The following is a 17088-nucleotide window of genomic DNA, read 5'->3' as shown; positions in this document are numbered from 1 at the left end:
AGGGCGTCCCACACGGCTTCGTTGAGGCTGACGGCAGACATGCCCCCAGTCTAGGGCAGCCGCACCGGCACCCTCCCGTCGCGTGCCGTCTCAGGAACCCCGCGGACCGGACTCGATGTCGTCCGTCGCGGGGCCGACCTGCGACGACGCCGGCTCGTCGTGCGACTCCTCCGGCGGGTTCGCGTCCCGCTCCTCGTCCTCGCGCTCCAGCTCCTCCACCAGGTCGCGCAGTTCGCTGCGCAGGAAATCCCGGGTGGGCATGTCGTTGATCCGGATCCGCAACGCGGCGATCTCCCGCGCCAGGAAGTCCATGTCGGCCCGGCTCTGGGAGGCGACCTGGCGGTCGTGTTCCATGCTGACCCGCTCGCGGGCCTCCGACCGATTCTGCGCGAGCAGGATCAGCGGCGCCGAGTAGGAGGCCTGCAGCGACAGCAGCAGGGTCAAGAAGATGAACGGGAACGGGTCGCCCAAGATGTCGGAGTTGAACCGATTGACCACGATCCAGGCGATGATGAAGACGGTCATCCACAAGATGAACTGGGCCGTGCCCATGAATCGGGCGAACGTCTCGGCGAAGCTGCCGAAGGCATCATCGGGCAGCCGCATCCGCGGCAGCCAGGAGCGGTTGCGCCCCGGAGTGTTGAGTCGATCACCGGCTGCCATCATCAGCCCCCTCCGCTAGCTGAAGCCCGCGCCAGTCGGCGGGCAGGATGTGGTCCAGCACATCGTCGACGGTGACCGCCCCCAGCAGGCGGCCCTTCTCATCGACGACAGGCGCGCACACCAGGTCGTAGGTCGCGAAATAGCGACTCACCTGAGCGACGCTGTTGTCAGGTCGCAGCGGCGTGATCGACGCGTCGACCAGGTTCGCCGCCAGCGTCGAAGGCGGCTCCCGCAGCAGCCGCTGGATGTGAACCGCCCCCACGTAGCGGCCCGTCGGCGTATCCAGTGGCGGCCGGCACAAGAACGCCAGCGCCGACAGCGCGGGCGTCACCTCCTCCTGCCGGAGCTTCGCCAGGCAGTCCGCGACCGTCTCGTCGGGGCCCAGGATCACCGGTTCCGGCGTCATCAGACCGCCCGCCGTCGCGGCATCGTAGTTGAGCAGCGTCCGGACATCCTCGGCGTCCTCGGGCTCCATCTGCTGCAGGATCGTCTCGGCGAGCTCGGGGGTGAGCTCCGCGATCAGGTCGGCGGCGTCGTCCGGGTCCATCTCCTCCAGCACGTCCGCGGCGCGCTCGGTGTCGAGTGAGCGGATGAGGCTCACCTGCTCGCTCTCGGGCAGTTCCTCCAGCGCCTCGGCGAGGACGTCGTCCTCCAGGGCGGAGACCACCTCGGCGCGACGCTCCGGGCTCATCTCGTGCAGTTCCCGGGCGACGTCGGCCGGCTTCATCTCGGCCAACTGGGCCACGACCTGGTCGGTGCCCTGCGGGGAGTCCGCGAAGTAGTCGGGAACCTCGTTCCAGTCGACCACCACCACGTGGCCGCGGCTGAACGGACGCCCCGTGCTCTCCTTCAGCGCGACCTCGCTGACCTCCCACGCATGATTGCGAGTCTGCTGGATCGCCACATCGAAGATGGTGGCCGGCTTCTCCCCGGGGCGGTCGACCCGCTTGTCGAACAGGTCGGCATCCACCAGGCGCTCCAGGTCGCGACGCTGGAACACGACCGTGTTCACCACGCCGGAGATGATCACCTGCTGCGCGTCGATGGAGTGGACGCGCTCCATCGGCAAGAACACGCGTCTCAGCCTCAACAGCTCAACCACCAGGCCTTTCACCCGGGGAGGTCGAGCATTCGATCGATTCTGCACGACGACATCGCGCACCTTGCCCACCTGGTCGCCGCTGGCGTCCAGAATCGGCAGGCCCCTGATGCGCGACACGAAGATCGAGGAGGCGGATCCACTCACGGGCGAAGGCTAGCGCACGGTCACCAACGCCAGTTGAACGGGTCAACACCGAGGGGGAAACCGCGCCAGCTCAGGTGGCCTCGGGGTCGAACGGGACGCTCCGCGGGGCCGCCGCAACCGGGGCGCCCGCGCCGGACGGCACGCCGGACGTCGAACCGGAGGCCTCCCCCACGGCGTCCTTGACGAGTTGGCCCGTGGCCAGGGCGTCATCGCGCATCTCGCGGAAGTCGGCGACCTCCTCCCCCGAGAGCAGGTGTTTGGCCACCAGGGTCTTCGGGTTCAGATCCGCCAGGGAGAAGTTGTCGAACTCAGGCCCCAGTTCCTCACGGAGCTGTCCGCGGGCGTCCTCGCTGATCTTGCGCAGGTAGGCCAGGACCCGGGCCGCCTTGCGGGCCAGCTCGGGCAGCTTCTCAGGCCCGAAGATGATGATCGCCAGACCGCCCAGCAGGACGATCTCCACCATGTTGAAGTCCACGACCGCCCCTACCCGCGGCGCCCGCTCACAACCCGGCGGCTTCCAGAACCTGGATGAAGGTGCGGGCCTGGGACGAACTCGCCGGCTTCAACGGTCGACGCAGGGTCTGCGTGGTGAACCCGCGGGCGGCCAGCGCCGCCTTGACGAGCATGCACCCCTGGGTCGCGAACACGCCGGTGTAGACGGGGAGCAGCCGGCGGTACAGATCCAGCGCCTCACGGGTGGCGCCCTCATCCCACAGCGTCAGCCACTCCTTCGTCGCGGCGCCGGTGAAGTGCGTCGACGTGCCGACCAGCCCGACGGCGCCCACCGAAAGCAGCGGGAGCGTGACAGCGTCGTCGCCGGAATAGTAGGCCAGGTCGGTGGACGCCATGACGCGCGCGGAGCTGACCAGGTCGCCCTTCGCGTCCTTCACGGCGACGATCGTGGGATGCCGATCCAGCTCGATCAGCACCTCCTCGGGGATCGGAATGCCCGAACGGCTCGGGATGTCGTACAGCATCACCGGCAGGTCGGTGGAATCGGCGACCATGACGAAGTGCTCCAGCAAGGCGTCCGACGGCGGCTTGGAGTAGTAGGGCGTCACCACCAGCACGCCGTTCGCACCGGCCTCCACGGCATCGCGGCAGCGCTTGATGGTGGCGGCGGTCTCGTTGGTGCCGACGCCCGCGATCACCTGGGCGCGGTCCCCGACCTCGGCCACAACCGCCTTCAGGAGGGCCTTCTTCTCATCGTCGTCGGTGGTCGGCGACTCACCCGTCGTACCGTTGATCACCAAGGCATCGTTGCCCTGTTCGTCGACGAGGTAGGCGGCGAGGCGGCGGGACTCATCGAGGTCGAGCGAGCCGTCGGACGTGAAGGGCGTCACCATGGCCGTGATGAGTCGCCCGAAAGGTTGCGGGGCCATAGGGGACAGTCTAGGCACATCCAGGGGGCCCTCCGGCCGCCGAGCGCTAGTGTGGCCTCGTGAACGCAGCGCCGACGCCCAGCATCCCCCACACCGCCGCTTCGGCGTACGCCGAAGCGTTCGTGCCCGAGTCCGCAGCGGCAGCCACGGCCCGCACCGCCGCGCAGAGCCTCGGGATCGGGGCCATCTCCCCCGGCACCGCGACCCTGCTGACCTTCTTGGCCAGCAGCATCGACGCCCGCACGGTCGTCGAGGTCGGCACGGGCGCCGGCGTCGCCTCCCTGGCGCTGCTCGCCGGCATGGCCGACGGCACGCTCACCTCCATCGACACCGAGCCGGAGCACCAGGCCGCAGCACGCCGCATCCTGACCGACGCCGGCATTCCCGCCCGCCGCGCCCGCCTCATCGCCGGGGCAGCCCTGCAGGTGCTGCCCAAGCTCAGCGACGGCGCCTACGACCTCGTCTTCGTCGACGCCGACCCGCTGGAGGCCGTCGAGTATGTGGAGGAGGCGCTGCGGCTGTTGCGCCCCGGCGGGCTGCTGGTCATCTACCACGCCCTGTCCGGCGGCCGGGTCGCGGACGCGAGCAACGAAGACGACGACACCGTCATCATGCGCGAGGCGCTCGCGGCGGTGGCCGACTCCGACGACCTCTCCCCGGTGCTGCTGCCTGTGGGCGACGGGCTGCTGGTGGGCCGCCGCGCCTGAGGGTCCCCTCCCCGTAACGGCCGACGCCGCCCCGCGCTGCTGCGTGGGGCGGCGTCGTGCGTCATCGGACGCGGACCAGGTTCACTCGGCGTGGACGCGGTCACCCTTGCTCAGAACCGTGATGCCCGCCTCGGAGACGTGGAAGCCGCGGGCTCGATCGTGGTCCAGATCGACGCCGACCTCGGCACCGTCCTCGACCACCACGTTCTTGTCCAGGATCGCGCGTCGGACGACCGCGTTGCGACCGACCCGGGCCCCGGTCAGGATGATCGACTCCTCGACCTTGGCCCACTTGTCGACGACCACGTTGGGCGAGAGCACAGACCGGTCGACGTCTCCGCCGGAAATGATGCAGCCCGAAGAGACGATGGAGTCCTCGGCGGTGCCGCGCAGCGTGAACTTCGCCCCCGGCGCCTGCGGCTGGGAGGTGAAGATGGGCCACCGGCGGTTGTACAGGTTGAACTCCGGCACCACGTTGACGAGATCCATGTGGGCGGCGTGATAGGCGTCGATCGTGCCCACGTCCCGCCAGTAGTTGCGGTCCTTCTCCGTGGCGCCGGGCACCGACTGCCGAGTGAAGTCGTACACGTGAGCCTGTTGCTTGTCCACGAACGACGGGATGATGTTCCCGCCCATGTCGTGCATGGAGCCCTCGTCCTCGGCGTCGGCCCGCAGCGCCTCCACGAACGCCTTGCGCGTGAAGATGTAGTTGCCCATCGACGCGTAGGACTCCTGCGGGCTGTCGACCAGCCCCGGCGGGTTGCTGGGCTTCTCCAGGAAGGCGTCGATGACGGTGTCCCCACCCGCATCGATGATCCCGAAGGCTGACGCCTCCGCACGCGGTACGCGGATGCCTGCGATCGTGGCCTCGGCCCCCGAATCGATGTGGGCGCGCAGCATGTCGGCGACGTCCATCCGGTAGATGTTGTCCGCCCCGAACACCACCACGTAGTCGGGATCCTCGTCGTTGATCAGGTTCATCGACTGGAAGATGGCGTCCGCGCTCCCGCTGAACCACTGCTTGCCCGTGCGCTGTTGCGCGGGCACCGACGTGACGTAGCTGCCCAGCAGCGTCGACATGCGCCACGTCTGCGCGAGGTGCTTGTCGAGGGAGTGGGACTTGTACTGCGTCAGAACGGCAATTTTGGTCAGCCCCGAGTTCGCCAGATTGGACAGCACGAAGTCGATGAGGCGGTAGGTGCCCCCAAAGGGCACGGCCGGCTTGGCCCGGTCGGCGGTGAGCGGCATCAGACGCTTGCCTTCTCCACCTGCCAGGACAATCGACAGGACATTCGGTCGATCGCTCATGGTGCTAAACCTAGGCCACGCGGGCCCCCCATGGGGAACGCGGAGGCCGACTGTCCCATTTCGTCTCAGGACCGTTGCCTCCGCGTCCACCTGCACGTCACATCCGGGTCTTCGCGGACCGCTTCGGCGCCCCCGGACGCCGCACGTATGCCACCATCGTGCACATGCGCGTTTCGATCCTCACCCGCGAGTACCCGCCCACGATCTACGGGGGCGCGGGCGTCCACGTTGCGCAGCTGGTCCCGCAGCTCGCGGCTATCACCGACCTCGTCGACGTGCAGGCGATGGGCGAGCCGCGAGAAGGCGCGACCGCTCACCCTGAGACGTTTCCCGCGGGCGCCAACGCGGCCCTGCGGACGCTGGGCACGGACGTCGCCATGGCCGCCGCGATTCCCCCGGTGGACGTCATCCACGCCCACACCTGGTACGCACAGTTCGCAGGCATCGTCGGTGGCCGCCTCCAGGACGTACCGCTGGTGGTCACCGCGCACAGCCTCGAGCCGGACCGGCCGTGGAAGGTCGAGCAGCTCGGCGGCGGGTATCGCGTCTCGAGCTGGATCGAGAAGACGGCGTTCGCCGAGGCCGATGCCGTCATCGCCGTCTCGGAGGCGATGATCGGCAACATCACGCGCGCCTACCCGTTCGTGGACCGGGAGAAGATCCACGTCGTGAAGAACGGGATCGACACCGACGAGTTCCGTCCCGATCACGACACCGGCGTCCTGGACCGCCTCGGCGTTCCCCAGGACCAGCCGATCGTGGTGTTCGTGGGCCGCATCACCCGGCAGAAGGGGCTCATCCACCTGGTGCGGGCCGCACGCGCGCTGGACCCCGACACCACCTTGCTTCTGCTGGCGGGCGCCCCCGACACCCCCGAGATCGCCGCGGAGTTCCATGCCGAGTTCGCCCGCCTGCAGGCCGAACGCCCCGGTCGGGTGTTCTGGGTGGAGGAGATGCTGCCGCGCGCCGACGTCAGGCAGGTCAACACTGCTGCGACGGTGTTCGCCTGCCCGTCGATCTACGAGCCGCTCGGCATCGTCAACCTCGAAGCCATGGCGTGTGAGACCGCCGTGGTGGCCTCCGCGGTCGGCGGTATCCCCGAGGTGGTCGCCGACGGCGTCACCGGCCTGCTGGTTCCCTACGACCCCGAGCGGGCCACCGACGCCGCCTACGTCGCCGACTTCGAGGCCCAGTTCGCGACCCGCATCAACGAACTCACCCGCGACCCCGCCCGCGCTGCCGCGATGGGGGTGGCGGGTCGGCAGCGGTGCATCGACGAGTTCAGCTGGGCTCAGATCGCCGCCGAGACCGTCGAGGTGTATCGCGCCGCGATCACCCGCCACGGCGCCCGCAGCGCCACCTGAGCACACCCGCACGAGCCGAGGGCCCCGGAACTGGAGTTCCGGGGCCCTCGTCGTGCGGTCTGCGACCGCCGTCACTTCACCAGGAGCGCCTCGTCGTCGACGGGAAGGCCGAGCTTGATCCGCTCGCGGCGGGCGAACGGCCCGATGATGGCCTCACCGGGCTTGCTGTCGGTGAGCAGGGTGAGGTCGCGTCCGGCGACCTCCGGCATCACGATCGCAGCCCCCAGGGACAGGGCGGTGAAGATCGCGATCATGATCGCGATCGGCCACCACGAGCCGCCGGTGCCCACGACGAGGGCCGCGGCCACGACCGGTCCAACACCCGTGGCGATGATCGCGGCGATCTCCTTGGCCAGCGCCATCTGCGTGTAGCGGTGACGGGCACCGAAGATCTCGGCCATGGTCAGGTTCTCCAGGGAGGCCAGGGCCAGCACGGAGGTCTGGTGCATGATGATGTAGCCCGCGAACACCGCGTTGACCTGCGCGGTCGCGATCATCCAGATCATCGGGAACACCAAGACCAGCGAGATGGACGTCATCACGATGTACATCAGCTTGCGGCCGACCTTGTCGGACAGGAAACCGACCAGCGGGACGGTGATGAAGCCGACGAGCGAGGAGGCGATCACGACGCTGGTGCCGACGCTCGGCGCGAGCAGCAGCGTCGCGGTGATGTAGGAGATCAGGTAGGTCTGCACCATGCCGGAGTTGCCGGCCTGGCCGAACCGCAGGAAGAACGACTCGAAGAACGCGCGACCCTTGCGCTCCGACAGCCCCTCGGCCAGCACGTTGCTGCCCTGAGCGGCGACGACCTCGCTGAGTTCCTCGTTGGACACGGCAACGCCGTCGACCACATCGGCGCGGGCCTCGAAGACCGGGGACTCCTTGAGGTTGAACCGGACCCACACCGCGAAGATCATGATGAGCACCGAGGCCAGGAACGGGATGCGCCAGCCCCAGGCGACGATGTCGTCGTGGGACAGGGTGGCGACCAGGACGCCCCAAATGGCGGAGGCGCCCAGCGTCCCGGAGTTGGTGCCCAGCGCGACCAGGGAGCCGACGAGGCCCCGGCGGCGGCGCGGCGCGTACTCGGTCAGCATGACGGAGGCGCCCGCGATCTCCGCGCCCGCGCCGAAGCCCTGGGCCAGACGGAGCACGACCAGCAGGATGGGCGCCAGGACGCCGACCTGATGGTAGGTGGGCAGTGCGCCGATCAGCGTGGTGGAGGCGCCCATCAGCAAGATCGTGTAGAACAACACCTTCCGACGGCCGATCTTGTCGCCGAGGTGCCCGAAGTACCAGGCGCCCAGCGGGCGGCTGATGTAGCCCACGCCGTAGGTGGCCATCGCCAAGATGATGGCCATGCCGGGGGCGTCGGTGGGGAAGAAGATGGTCTGGAAGACCAGCGCAGCCGCCAGCGAGTAGAGCTGGAAGTCCATGAACTCCAGGGCGGTGCCCAGCCAGCCGGACACGGCTGCGCGGGCGAGATCACCTACGGTGCGCTGCTGAGCCGGGTCCGCGGCCAATGCCTCATTGCGTGCCATTGCGGTTGTCTTTCTCGTGAAGGGTTGGATCACTCGTCGAGCCACAGCGACACGACGACCTTGCCCGAGACCTGCGAGTCCTTGGCGACGGCAAAGGCGTCCACGGCTCGCTGCGCGGGAATGACATGGGTGGTGATGATCGACGCGATGGCGGGGTTCTGCGCCAGCGTCGTGATGGCGGCGTCGATCTCGTCGTCGAACCGGAAGGTCGCCTTGTAGGTGACCTCCTTGCTGACGAAGGAGGCGAGGTTGACGCCGATGTTCTCGTCGGGGAGCATCCCGACCTGCGTGACGGTGCCCGCCTTGCGGACCGCCTTCATCGCGGTGGTGATCGAGGGGGCCGCCCCCGAGCACTCGAAGACGACGTCGTATTCCTCGGCGGGGACCGCGTCAGTTCCGGCGACGTAGGCGGTGCTGGCCCCCAGCGCGGTAGCGCGGCCGAGCGGCCCCGACAGCACATCGGTGACGTCGACCCGCTCCGCTCCCCCGGCGAGTGCGCCGGCGACGACGCACAGGCCGATGGGCCCGCAGCCCGCGACGAGGACCCGCTGGTCCTGCACGCCGCCGGCGATCGCGATGGCGTGGAGGGCGACCGCGAGCGGTTCGGCCAGGGCGGCGTCTTGGACCGACAGTCCCTAGGGCAGGGCCCGGATCATGAAGTTCTTGACGGTGCGGTACTCCTGCATGCCGCCTTGGGTGTGCGGATGGGTGGAGGCGCTGCCCAGGTAGGTGCCGCCGGGCCACAGGTGGCGGCGGTCCTCGATGCCGCGCTGCGGCGTGCCGAAGGTGGCGGGGGCAATCGTGACGGGCGTGCCGGGAGCCCACGTCCCCGACGGATCCAGGTCGACGACCCCGGACATCTCGTGCCCGGGGGTGAAGGGCTCGGTGACCTCGAAGGCCCCGTTGCGGCCCAGGAAGTAGTAGTGGAGGTCGGAGCCGCAGATGCCGCCGTACTGCATGCGGACGCGAACCTCGTCGTCGGCGGGTTCGGACAGGGGGAGGTCCTCGACGACGAGTTCCTCGGGTCCCAGAATCTTCAAGGCCTTCATGGCGCTTCTTTCTTCGGAGGGGATTTCTCACTCAGGAGGGCCTCGGCGCGGCCCGCGGGCCGCGCCGAGGGACGATCACCAATCGAGCACGGCACCATCGAGGGTGCGAGCGGTCGGCAGGTAGGCGGGCACGTACGGCGAGGTGGACAAAATGTCCTCGTCGATGTCGACGCCGAGACCGGGCGCGTCGCCGGGCTGGAGCATGCCGTCGCTCGCAGACCAGGCGTGCGGGAACGCCTCATGCACCAGCGCCGGATAGCCCATGTACTCCTGCACGCCCCAGTTGTGGGTGGCCGCCGCCATGTGAATGGACGCGGCCAGCGCGATCGGGGAGACGTCGGAGGGGCCGTGCGGGCCCGCCTTGACGCCGTGCACCTCGGCGAGGGCGAAGATCTTGCGCGAGTGGCTGATGCCACCGGCGTGGACGACCGCGGTGCGGATGTAGTCGATGAGGCGCTCCTCGATGAGGCGCTGGCAGTCCCAGATGCTGTTGAACACCTCGCCCACCGCAAGCGGCGTGGTGGAGGCGTTGCGCACGATCCGGAAGGCCTCCTGGTCCTCGGCGGGGGTCACGTCTTCGAGCCAGAACAGATCGAATTCCTCCACCGACTTGGCCAGCCGGGCGCCCTGGATGGGGGTGAGCCGGTGGTGGGCGTCGTGGAGCAGCTTGACGTCGGGACCCACCAGTTCGCGGACCGCAGTCAGCACCTTGGGCAGGTGCCGCATGTAGGCGCCGGGATCGAAGTGCTCCTCGCTGGGGCGCGCGCCGCGGCCGGCGGGCTCGTAGTTGGGGTCCTTGGAGACGCCGTAGACCTTGTCGAGGCCGGGGACGCCGGACTGGACTCGGATGAACGTCTCGCCGCGTTCCTGGTGCTCGCGCACCGAGTCGAGCAGGGCGGGGATGTCCCAGCCGAAGGCGTGGCTGTAGTACGGAATGCCGTCGCGGACGCGGCCGCCGAGCAGTTGGTAGACGGGCTGGTTGGTCCGCTTGCCGAGGATGTCCCACAGGGCCATGTCGACGGCGCCGATGGCGGCCATCGTCACGGGGCCGCGACGCCAGTAGACGCCCCGGTAGAGGTACTGCCAGGTGTCCTCGATGCGGTTCGGGTCCACCCCGATCAGCAAGGGCGCGACGTGATCGCGCAGGTAGGAAGCGACCGAGAGCTCGCGGCCGTTCACGGTCGCGTCCCCCAGTCCCACGATCCCGTCCGCCGTGGTCACCCGCAGGGTCACATAGTTGCGGGTGGGGCTGGCTACCAGCACCTCTACACGTTCGATTCGGTCGGCCACCGGAGTCCTCTCTCCTGGTCAGGGTCACCCTGGTGGCTATGCCGCCAGCGTCACCGTTGAGCGCTATTGGTAGCACTATAAGTGAAACGTAGTACCAGCGTCAACGCGTAGGCTGTCGCCCAGACATCTCGACAAAGGAGCCAGACGTGCCGGCAGCGGCCATCTACGATGCGGTCGTCAACGACCTCGGGTTCGCCATCGTCTCTGGCCGCTACGAACCCGGGCAACGGCTGACGCTGTCCGACATCGAGGAGGCCCACGGCGTCTCCCGCACCGTCGCTCGCGACGCGGTCAAGACGCTCGCCGCCCTAGGGATGGTCGAGACCCGCCGCCGGGCGGGCGTGACGATTCAACCGCGTCACGCCTGGCACGTGCTCAGCCCCGAGATCATTGCCTGGCGCCTCGCCGGGGAGGACCGACTCGCGCAGATCGAGTCGCTCACCGACGTCCGCGAGGCGATCGAGCCGCGGGCCGCCCGCCTCGCCGCCTCGCACCGCACCGACGGTCAGGCCGCCGAACTGCTCGAGCTCGGCGCGATCCTGGTCTCGCTGGCCGAGCGCGGGCTGGGACGCATCCCCGAGTACCTGGACTCCGACATCCGCTTCCACGGGCTGCTGCTGGAGGCGTCCGGTAACGAGATGCTCTACGCGATGCGCGGCATGGTCGCCGACGTCCTGCAGGGCCGCGCCGTCCACGGCCTGCACCCCGTCTGGCCCGAACTGGACGCCGTGAACGACCACCTGCTCATCGCCGAGGCCATTCACGCCCAGGATCCCGAGGCGGCCGAGTCCGCATCCCGGCACCAGCTCTCCTGGGTCCACCTCGAGGTCGGGGCCCTCGGGCGCAAGGTCTGACCCTCACGGCGAACGGCCCCGGAGCGTGCGCTCCGGGGCCGTTGCTGGGGTGGTGTGTTCTCAGAGGGTCAGCCGACGACGCCCTTCAGCGCCTCGAGCAGTTCCGCCGCCTCCGTCGCATTGAGCTCGATGACGAGGCGACCGCCGCCGTCCGCGGGGATCCGCATCGCGATCACGCGCGACTCCTTGGCCACCTCGATGGGGCCTTCACCCGTGCGGGGCTTCATTGCTGCCATGTTCTCCCTCATTTCCTGGCTGCCAGCTCACGTTCTCGTCCATTGTCGCAGACCCGGACGAATCTCTCCCGACCGAACGGCGGATACCCGGTTCCTGCTCGTCCGAACCGCCGACGCCCTCCGTCGGTGGCAGCAGTCGGCGTCCGGCAGGGGCCGGCCCGTCGAGCTGCCCCGCGAGGCGATCCAGCAGATCGTCGACCTGCGCCATCGAGTAGCCGCGCGGCGCCACCGCGAACCGCAGCACCCGCAGGTCATCCCCGGTCAGGGGCCGCTCCGGGAGCTCCGGCACCGGGGAGTCGTGCACGGCGACCGCAGGCATCCCGCCCAGCCGGCCCGCCGCCACAAGCGAGGCCAGGCCGAGGATCACCACGACCATGCCCCACAGGAACCACTCCATGCTCACTCACCCCGCGTGCGGGAGTGACCGCCGTTGCGCGCGTCCTCCACGATGATCTCGACGGCGTGGTCGACGTCGTCCACGACGTGGATCAGGCCCAGATCGGCCTCCCCGATGTAGCCGTCGGCAAGCATGCGCTCCTTGAGCCAGTCCACCAACCCCGACCAGTACGCCGACCCGAACAACACGATCGGGAAGCGGGTCATTTTGCGCGTCTGGACCAGCGTCAGCGACTCGAACAACTCATCGAGGGTGCCGAATCCGCCCGGCATCACCACAAAGCCCTGGGCATACTTCAGGAACATCACCTTGCGCACGAAGAAGTACCGGAAGTTGATACCGAGGCTGACCCACTTGTTCAGCGAGTCCTCGAACGGGAGCTCGATGCCGAGTCCCACCGAGACGCCACCCGCCTCCGCAGCCCCCTTGTTGGCCGCCTCCATGATGCCGGGGCCACCACCCGTGATCGTCGCGTACCCGGCCTGGGCGAGCCGGCTTCCGAGTTCGACGGCCGCCTCGTACATGGGGTCGGACTTGGGGGTGCGCGCAGATCCGAAGACGCTGACCGCCGGCCCCAGCTCGGCCAGCGCACCGAAGCCCTCGACGAACTCGGCCTGGATCCGCAGCACGCGCCAGGGATCGGTGTGCAGCCAGTCGCTCCCCCGGCCGCCCTGCAGCAGCCGCTGGTCGGTGGTCGTGGACTGCACCTGATCGCCGCGCCGAATGACCGGGCCCTGCTGGCGGTAGTCCTTCCTGTGCTTCTTCTTCACCTCGCCAGAGTATCGGGGCGTCCCTCGCCCTCAAGCCAGCCAGCGCACCAGCGCGTCGTGGACCTGGTGCAGATCCGCCACGGGGCAGAACTCGTCGTCGGCGTGCGCCTTGCCCGGGTCAGCCGGCCCGAAGTTCACCGCCGGGACGCCCAACTCCGCGAAACGCGCGACGTCCGTCCAGCCGTACTTGGCGCGCGGCTCCCCGCCCACCGCGGCGACGAACGCCGCGGCAGCAGGGTGATCCAGCCCGGGCCGCGCGGCCGGGGACAGGTCGGTGAACACCAGGTCGTGCCCGGCGAACACCTCCGCGACGTGCTCCTGGGCCTCGGCCAGGCTGCGATCGGGGGCGAACCTGAAGTTCACCGTCACCGTGCAGCGATCCGGCACGACGTTGCCCGCGATGCCGCCCTCGATCCGCACGGCGTTGAGCCCCTCGCGGTACTCCAGACCGTCGACCACGACGGTGCGGGGAACGTAGGCGGCCAGCGTTGCCAGCACTCCCGATGCGTCATGGATGGCGTTGTGGCCCAGCCAACTGCGCGCCGAGTGCGCGGCCACCCCTCGCGTGGTGATCTCGCACCGCAGCGTGCCTTGGCAGCCACCCTCGATTCGCGCTGCGGTCGGCTCCATCAGCACCGCGAAGTCCCCCGCCAGCAGATCGGGACGATCCCGGGCCAGGCGGCCCAGGCCGTTGCGCACCGCTTCGACCTCCTCGTTGTCGTAGAAGATCCAGGTGACGTCGTGGCGGGGATGCGGGGTGGCCGCGGCCACGGCCAAGGCGACAGCGACGCCGCCCTTCATGTCGGCGGTCCCCCGGCCGTAGATCCGGTCGCCCTCGCGTCGCGACGGCAGGTTCCCGGCCACCGGGACGGTGTCGAGATGGCCGGCGATCACCACCCTCGACGCGCGGCCCAGCGAGGTCCGGGCCACGACGGCGTCGCCGTGACGGATCACCTCCAGGTGCGGGGCGACGGCGAGGGCGGACTCGACTGCATCGGCGAGGGCGCGCTCGTTTCCGCTCACCGACTCGATGTCGGTCACGGCGACGAGAAGGTCCGGGAGGTCGGCGCGCAGGTCCAGGGGCATGACCGCCAGCCTAGGCGACCTGCATGGCATCATGGCTGGTGGCACACGACACAGGAGGACGCCATGAGCCACTCCCCGGCCACCCCGAGCGAGTGGGAGCCGACCGAACCGCTGCCCTCAGACGAGGCCCCGCAGGCCGGGACGCCGACGCCGCAGGAGCGAACTGTCGCGTTCGACCCGCATGCCGATGCGACGGCGGTGTTCGACCCGACCCAGGACGAGACGGCGGTGCTGCCGCCGATGGGGGGCGACACCGCGGCGCTGGAGGCGGGGCCCGAGCCCACCCGTGTCATCGATCCGCGTAGCGCGGACACCTTCGCGGCGCCGGACGGCGGTGCCTCCGTCGTGACCGATCCGGCCGAGCGTGAGCCAGACGTCGCCCCCGCGCGGACCCGCCGCACGCCGCTGATCATCGCCGTCGCCGTCCTCGCGGCGATCCTGCTCATCGCGGGGATCGCCTGGGCGGTATCCGCCATCACCGCCAGCAATCGCGAACGAGCGATCACCGGCACCGCCACGACGTACCTGCAATCGATCGCCGCCGCCGACGCGCAGGCAGCGTTGGCGACCCTGGCGGAGCGTCCGGCCAACGAGGTGCTGCTGACCGGCGAGGTGCTGCGGGTCTCGCAGGACAACGCCCCGCTGACCGACATCGTGGTGTCATCGCCCGTCCTCACCGGCGACACGAGCGCCAGCGTCACCGCCTCCTACAAGATCGGCGGACAAGACGTCAGCACCACCTTGTTCCTCGTCGGCGACGGCCGCACCTCCTGGCTACTGGCCGATGGCACCGCGGATCTGACCCTGAGCGCTCCCACCGGCTTGACGGTCAACGCGGCGCCGGTCACCGAGTCCACCAATCCCGTTTTTCCCGGCAGCTACACCGTCGGCACGCACGCCTCCCCCACCGTGATCGCCGAAGGTGACACCACGGCCGTGCTCACCGCCCCCGACTCCGAACCGGCCGCCTTGACCGTCACGGCGGCGCTGAGTTCCGAGGGACGCCAGACGGTGCTGGACACGGTGAAGGGCCGGCTGGATGAGTGCCTGGCCGCCACCGAGTCCCGGCCTGCGGACTGCCCCTTCGGGGTCGCGACCGACAACGTGGAAGTCGCCCCCGGGTCGGTGCGGTTCGCCCTGGCGAACGACCCGTGGGCGGGTTTCTCCCCCGCGCTCGACCCCGCCACCCTGCAGGTCACGGGCCGGATCCATCTGTCGGTGGACGCCACCGCGACCGTCACCCAGAACGGGCTCAGCACCGACGCGACGCAGCGGCTGGAGGCCGATCGCGGCTACACGGTGGACCTCAGGCAGCAACCGCTTGCCGTCGTCTGGTCGTAGGGCCCCGGTAGGCTGGAGAGCATGACGTCTGCGCGCACAGCCTGGGGCTGGGGACTGGCCACCATCACCGATTCCGGCGACACCCTCGACGTGTGGTTCCCGCAGCCACGGCTGGGGAACCCGACCGAGGCCGAGCGCGCCGACACCCCCGCACCGCTGCTGACCGCGCGCATCGACGACCACACCCGCCGCGTCCGGGTCGACGTCGTCCTCGTCGAGATCGATCTCGACGCCGCACCGCTGGACACGGCCGACGCCTACCTGCGCCTCCACCTGCTCAGCACGCGGCTGGCCCAGCCGCGCACCCTCAACCTCGACGGCATCTTCGGCGTCCTGCCGAACGTGGTGTGGACTTCGGCGGGCCCGTGCTCGGTGGCCGACTTCGAGGAGGTCCGCTGCCTGCTACGCGCCGAGCGCGGCCACGTCACCGTGTTCGGGATCGACAAGTTCCCGCGGATGGTCGACTACGTCGTCCCCTCCGGCGTCCGCATCGGCGACGCCGACCGGGTTCGGCTCGGCGCCCACCTCGCTCCTGGCACCACGGTCATGCATGAGGGCTTCGTCAACTTCAACGCCGGCACCCTGGGAACCTCCATGGTCGAGGGCCGGATCTCCGCCGGGGTCGTGGTGGGCGACGGATCCGACGTCGGCGGCGGAGCGTCGATCATGGGGACGCTGTCGGGCGGCGGCAAGCAGCAGGTATCCCTCGGGGAGCGCTGCCTGCTCGGCGCCAACAGCGGCATCGGGATCTCGCTAGGCGACGACTGCGTGGTCGAGGCCGGGCTCTACGTCACGGCCGGAACGAAACTCACCCTCCCCGACGGCAGCGTCGTGAAGGCGTCCGACCTGTCGGGCACCAGCGGCTGGCTGTTCTACCGGGACTCCCAGAGCGGGGCCGTCTCGGTGAAGCCGCGCGCTGCGCGCAGCGTCGAGCTCAACGCGGCGCTCCACGCCAACTGAGCCGCAGATGGGTGCCTGGGGACGCGTCTTCACAGGACTGGCGATCGCCGCGCTGACGGCCGTGCTGATCCTGGCGGGCCTGACACTGCTGTACTCCTACAAGAAGGAACCGCTGCCGCTGGCCGACCAGTGCATCGCGCAGGTTCAGGAACTGTCGGTCCCCCTGGATGTTGAGCAAACGCACAATGCCACCATCGTCGTGGGGGTCGCCACGCAGCGGGGGCTGGTGCCGCGGGCGTCCACCATCGCTCTGGCGACCGTCTACCAGGAGTCGGGGATCCGCAACCTCGACTACGGGGATCGCGATTCCCTCGGCCTGTTTCAGCAGCGTCCCTCGCAGGGCTGGGGATCGGAGGCCCAGGTGCAGGATCCCTACTACGCCTCCGGGAAGTTCTACGACGCGCTGGTGAAGGTCAACGGGTGGGACAGCGGCGATGTGAACGATGTCGCTCAGGCGGTCCAGCGCAGCGGCCACCCCAACGGGTACACCCGACACGTCGAGAACGCTCGCCGGCTGGCCAGCGCGCTAACCGGGGAGACTCCCGCCTCGTTCACCTGTCTGGTCAAGGACCCGCCGACGGCCGACCCTGCGGGGCTCTCGACGTTCCTGTCGAAGACTCTGCCGTCCTCAGCGACGGTGACCCGTGAAGGCAACGTGGTGACCGTGGCGACGCGCACCAACCGAGACGCCTGGTCGGCGGCGCACATCGCGGTGGGCAACACGGCCTACTACGGAGCGGCGACCGTCCAGGTGGGCGGCCGAAGCTGGACACCGAACGCCTCCAGCACCGGTTCGTGGACCGGGGAGCCCACCAACGACACCCGGGTCACGATCACCTATCCCGAGGCAGCCCAGCCCACCCCGAGTCGCTGAGCGCGACCATCGCGCCT

Annotated in this window: 19 protein-coding genes; 6 read left to right on the top strand and 13 right to left on the bottom strand. The window is 69.5% G+C overall.

What is annotated here, in order from left to right; translation table 11 throughout:
• Positions 1–90 precede the first annotated feature (90 nt).
• The 4 genes from V7E09_RS01490 to dapA form a co-directional block, all read right to left on the bottom strand.
• Positions 91–663: a DUF1003 domain-containing protein gene (locus tag V7E09_RS01490; RefSeq protein ID WP_324510281.1), complete on the bottom strand. Its 573-nt coding sequence runs from the start codon at positions 661–663 to the stop codon at positions 91–93.
• Positions 650–1909: a magnesium transporter MgtE N-terminal domain-containing protein gene (locus tag V7E09_RS01485; RefSeq protein WP_324510280.1), complete on the bottom strand. Its 1260-nt coding sequence runs from the start codon at positions 1907–1909 to the stop codon at positions 650–652. The genes V7E09_RS01490 and V7E09_RS01485 overlap by 14 nt, the downstream gene beginning before the upstream one ends.
• Positions 1910–1979: 70 nt before the next feature.
• The gene (locus tag V7E09_RS01480; RefSeq protein WP_324510279.1) at positions 1980–2384 is read right to left on the bottom strand and encodes a sec-independent translocase; all 405 of its coding nucleotides are present in this window, start codon (positions 2382–2384) and stop codon (positions 1980–1982) included.
• 25 nt (positions 2385–2409) lie between these two features.
• Positions 2410–3291: a 4-hydroxy-tetrahydrodipicolinate synthase gene (dapA, locus tag V7E09_RS01475; RefSeq protein WP_324510278.1), complete on the bottom strand. Its 882-nt coding sequence runs from the start codon at positions 3289–3291 to the stop codon at positions 2410–2412.
• A 59-nt stretch (positions 3292–3350) separates the two neighbouring features.
• On the opposite strand from dapA, the gene V7E09_RS01470 reads away from it, so the two are divergent.
• The gene (locus V7E09_RS01470) at positions 3351–3998 is read left to right on the top strand and encodes an O-methyltransferase (RefSeq protein WP_324510277.1); all 648 of its coding nucleotides are present in this window, start codon (positions 3351–3353) and stop codon (positions 3996–3998) included.
• Between the two features lie 81 nt (positions 3999–4079).
• Here V7E09_RS01470 and glgC read toward each other — a convergent pair whose 3' ends face one another.
• Positions 4080–5306 carry a glucose-1-phosphate adenylyltransferase gene (gene glgC, locus V7E09_RS01465; protein ID WP_324522932.1) on the bottom strand — a complete coding sequence of 409 codons (1227 nt, stop codon included), beginning with the start codon at positions 5304–5306 and terminating at the stop codon, positions 4080–4082.
• A gap of 164 nt (positions 5307–5470) precedes the next feature.
• Between glgC and glgA the strand changes: the two genes are divergently transcribed.
• On the top strand, positions 5471–6670 hold the full coding sequence (glgA, locus tag V7E09_RS01460; protein WP_324522931.1) for a glycogen synthase: 1200 nt from the start codon (positions 5471–5473) through the stop codon (positions 6668–6670).
• A gap of 71 nt (positions 6671–6741) precedes the next feature.
• On the opposite strand, the gene V7E09_RS01455 is transcribed toward glgA, so the two are convergent.
• The 4 genes from V7E09_RS01455 to manD all read right to left on the bottom strand — a co-directional run bounded on the left by V7E09_RS01455 (position 6742) and on the right by manD (position 10553).
• Positions 6742–8214 (bottom strand): MFS transporter, encoded by a 1473-nt coding sequence (locus V7E09_RS01455; protein ID WP_324510274.1) that lies wholly within the window; start codon positions 8212–8214, stop codon positions 6742–6744.
• A gap of 29 nt (positions 8215–8243) precedes the next feature.
• Complete coding sequence (locus V7E09_RS01450; protein WP_442956815.1) at positions 8244–8825, bottom strand: zinc-binding dehydrogenase; 582 nt, start codon at positions 8823–8825, stop codon at positions 8244–8246.
• A 24-nt stretch (positions 8826–8849) separates the two neighbouring features.
• Positions 8850–9263: an alcohol dehydrogenase catalytic domain-containing protein gene (locus V7E09_RS01445; RefSeq protein ID WP_324522930.1), complete on the bottom strand. Its 414-nt coding sequence runs from the start codon at positions 9261–9263 to the stop codon at positions 8850–8852.
• A 75-nt stretch (positions 9264–9338) separates the two neighbouring features.
• Positions 9339–10553, bottom strand: a complete 1215-nt coding sequence (gene manD / locus V7E09_RS01440; protein WP_324510271.1) for a D-mannonate dehydratase ManD — start codon at positions 10551–10553, stop codon at positions 9339–9341.
• 146 nt (positions 10554–10699) lie between these two features.
• Between manD and V7E09_RS01435 the strand changes: the two genes are divergently transcribed.
• Positions 10700–11407, top strand: coding sequence for a FadR/GntR family transcriptional regulator (locus tag V7E09_RS01435; RefSeq protein ID WP_324510270.1), 708 nt, complete (start codon positions 10700–10702; stop codon positions 11405–11407).
• A 68-nt stretch (positions 11408–11475) separates the two neighbouring features.
• On the opposite strand, the gene V7E09_RS01430 is transcribed toward V7E09_RS01435, so the two are convergent.
• From V7E09_RS01430 to dapE, 4 genes are read right to left on the bottom strand one after another with little or no spacing between them, the layout of a single operon-like run.
• The gene (locus V7E09_RS01430) at positions 11476–11643 is read right to left on the bottom strand and encodes a DUF3117 domain-containing protein (protein ID WP_129458471.1); all 168 of its coding nucleotides are present in this window, start codon (positions 11641–11643) and stop codon (positions 11476–11478) included.
• Entirely contained in the window at positions 11615–12040 is a 426-nt protein-coding gene (locus V7E09_RS01425; protein WP_324510269.1) for a DivIVA domain-containing protein, read from the bottom strand. Before V7E09_RS01425 ends, V7E09_RS01430 begins: the two co-directional genes overlap by 29 nt.
• Before the next feature lie 2 nt (positions 12041–12042).
• Positions 12043–12810, bottom strand: coding sequence for a TIGR00730 family Rossman fold protein (locus V7E09_RS01420; RefSeq protein ID WP_324510268.1), 768 nt, complete (start codon positions 12808–12810; stop codon positions 12043–12045).
• Between the two features lie 30 nt (positions 12811–12840).
• Positions 12841–13896 carry a succinyl-diaminopimelate desuccinylase gene (dapE, locus tag V7E09_RS01415; RefSeq protein ID WP_324510267.1) on the bottom strand — a complete coding sequence of 352 codons (1056 nt, stop codon included), beginning with the start codon at positions 13894–13896 and terminating at the stop codon, positions 12841–12843.
• Between the two features lie 63 nt (positions 13897–13959).
• On the opposite strand from dapE, the gene V7E09_RS01410 reads away from it, so the two are divergent.
• Genes V7E09_RS01410 through V7E09_RS01400 form a run of 3 tightly spaced genes read left to right on the top strand, consistent with a single transcriptional unit; the run spans position 13960 to position 17071 of the window.
• Positions 13960–15237: a hypothetical protein gene (locus V7E09_RS01410; protein WP_324510266.1), complete on the top strand. Its 1278-nt coding sequence runs from the start codon at positions 13960–13962 to the stop codon at positions 15235–15237.
• A gap of 21 nt (positions 15238–15258) precedes the next feature.
• Complete coding sequence (gene dapD / locus V7E09_RS01405; RefSeq protein WP_324522929.1) at positions 15259–16197, top strand: 2,3,4,5-tetrahydropyridine-2,6-dicarboxylate N-succinyltransferase; 939 nt, start codon at positions 15259–15261, stop codon at positions 16195–16197.
• 7 nt (positions 16198–16204) lie between these two features.
• Positions 16205–17071, top strand: coding sequence for a hypothetical protein (locus V7E09_RS01400; RefSeq protein WP_324510264.1), 867 nt, complete (start codon positions 16205–16207; stop codon positions 17069–17071).
• The last annotated feature ends 17 nt before the right edge of the window (positions 17072–17088 follow it).

It is taken from the genome of Propioniciclava sp. (assembly GCF_036744435.1).
Classification (GTDB): domain Bacteria; phylum Actinomycetota; class Actinomycetes; order Propionibacteriales; family Propionibacteriaceae; genus Propioniciclava.
The sequence above is the reverse complement of the archived record's forward strand: the minus strand, read 5'-3'. Positions and strand labels throughout refer to the sequence as shown.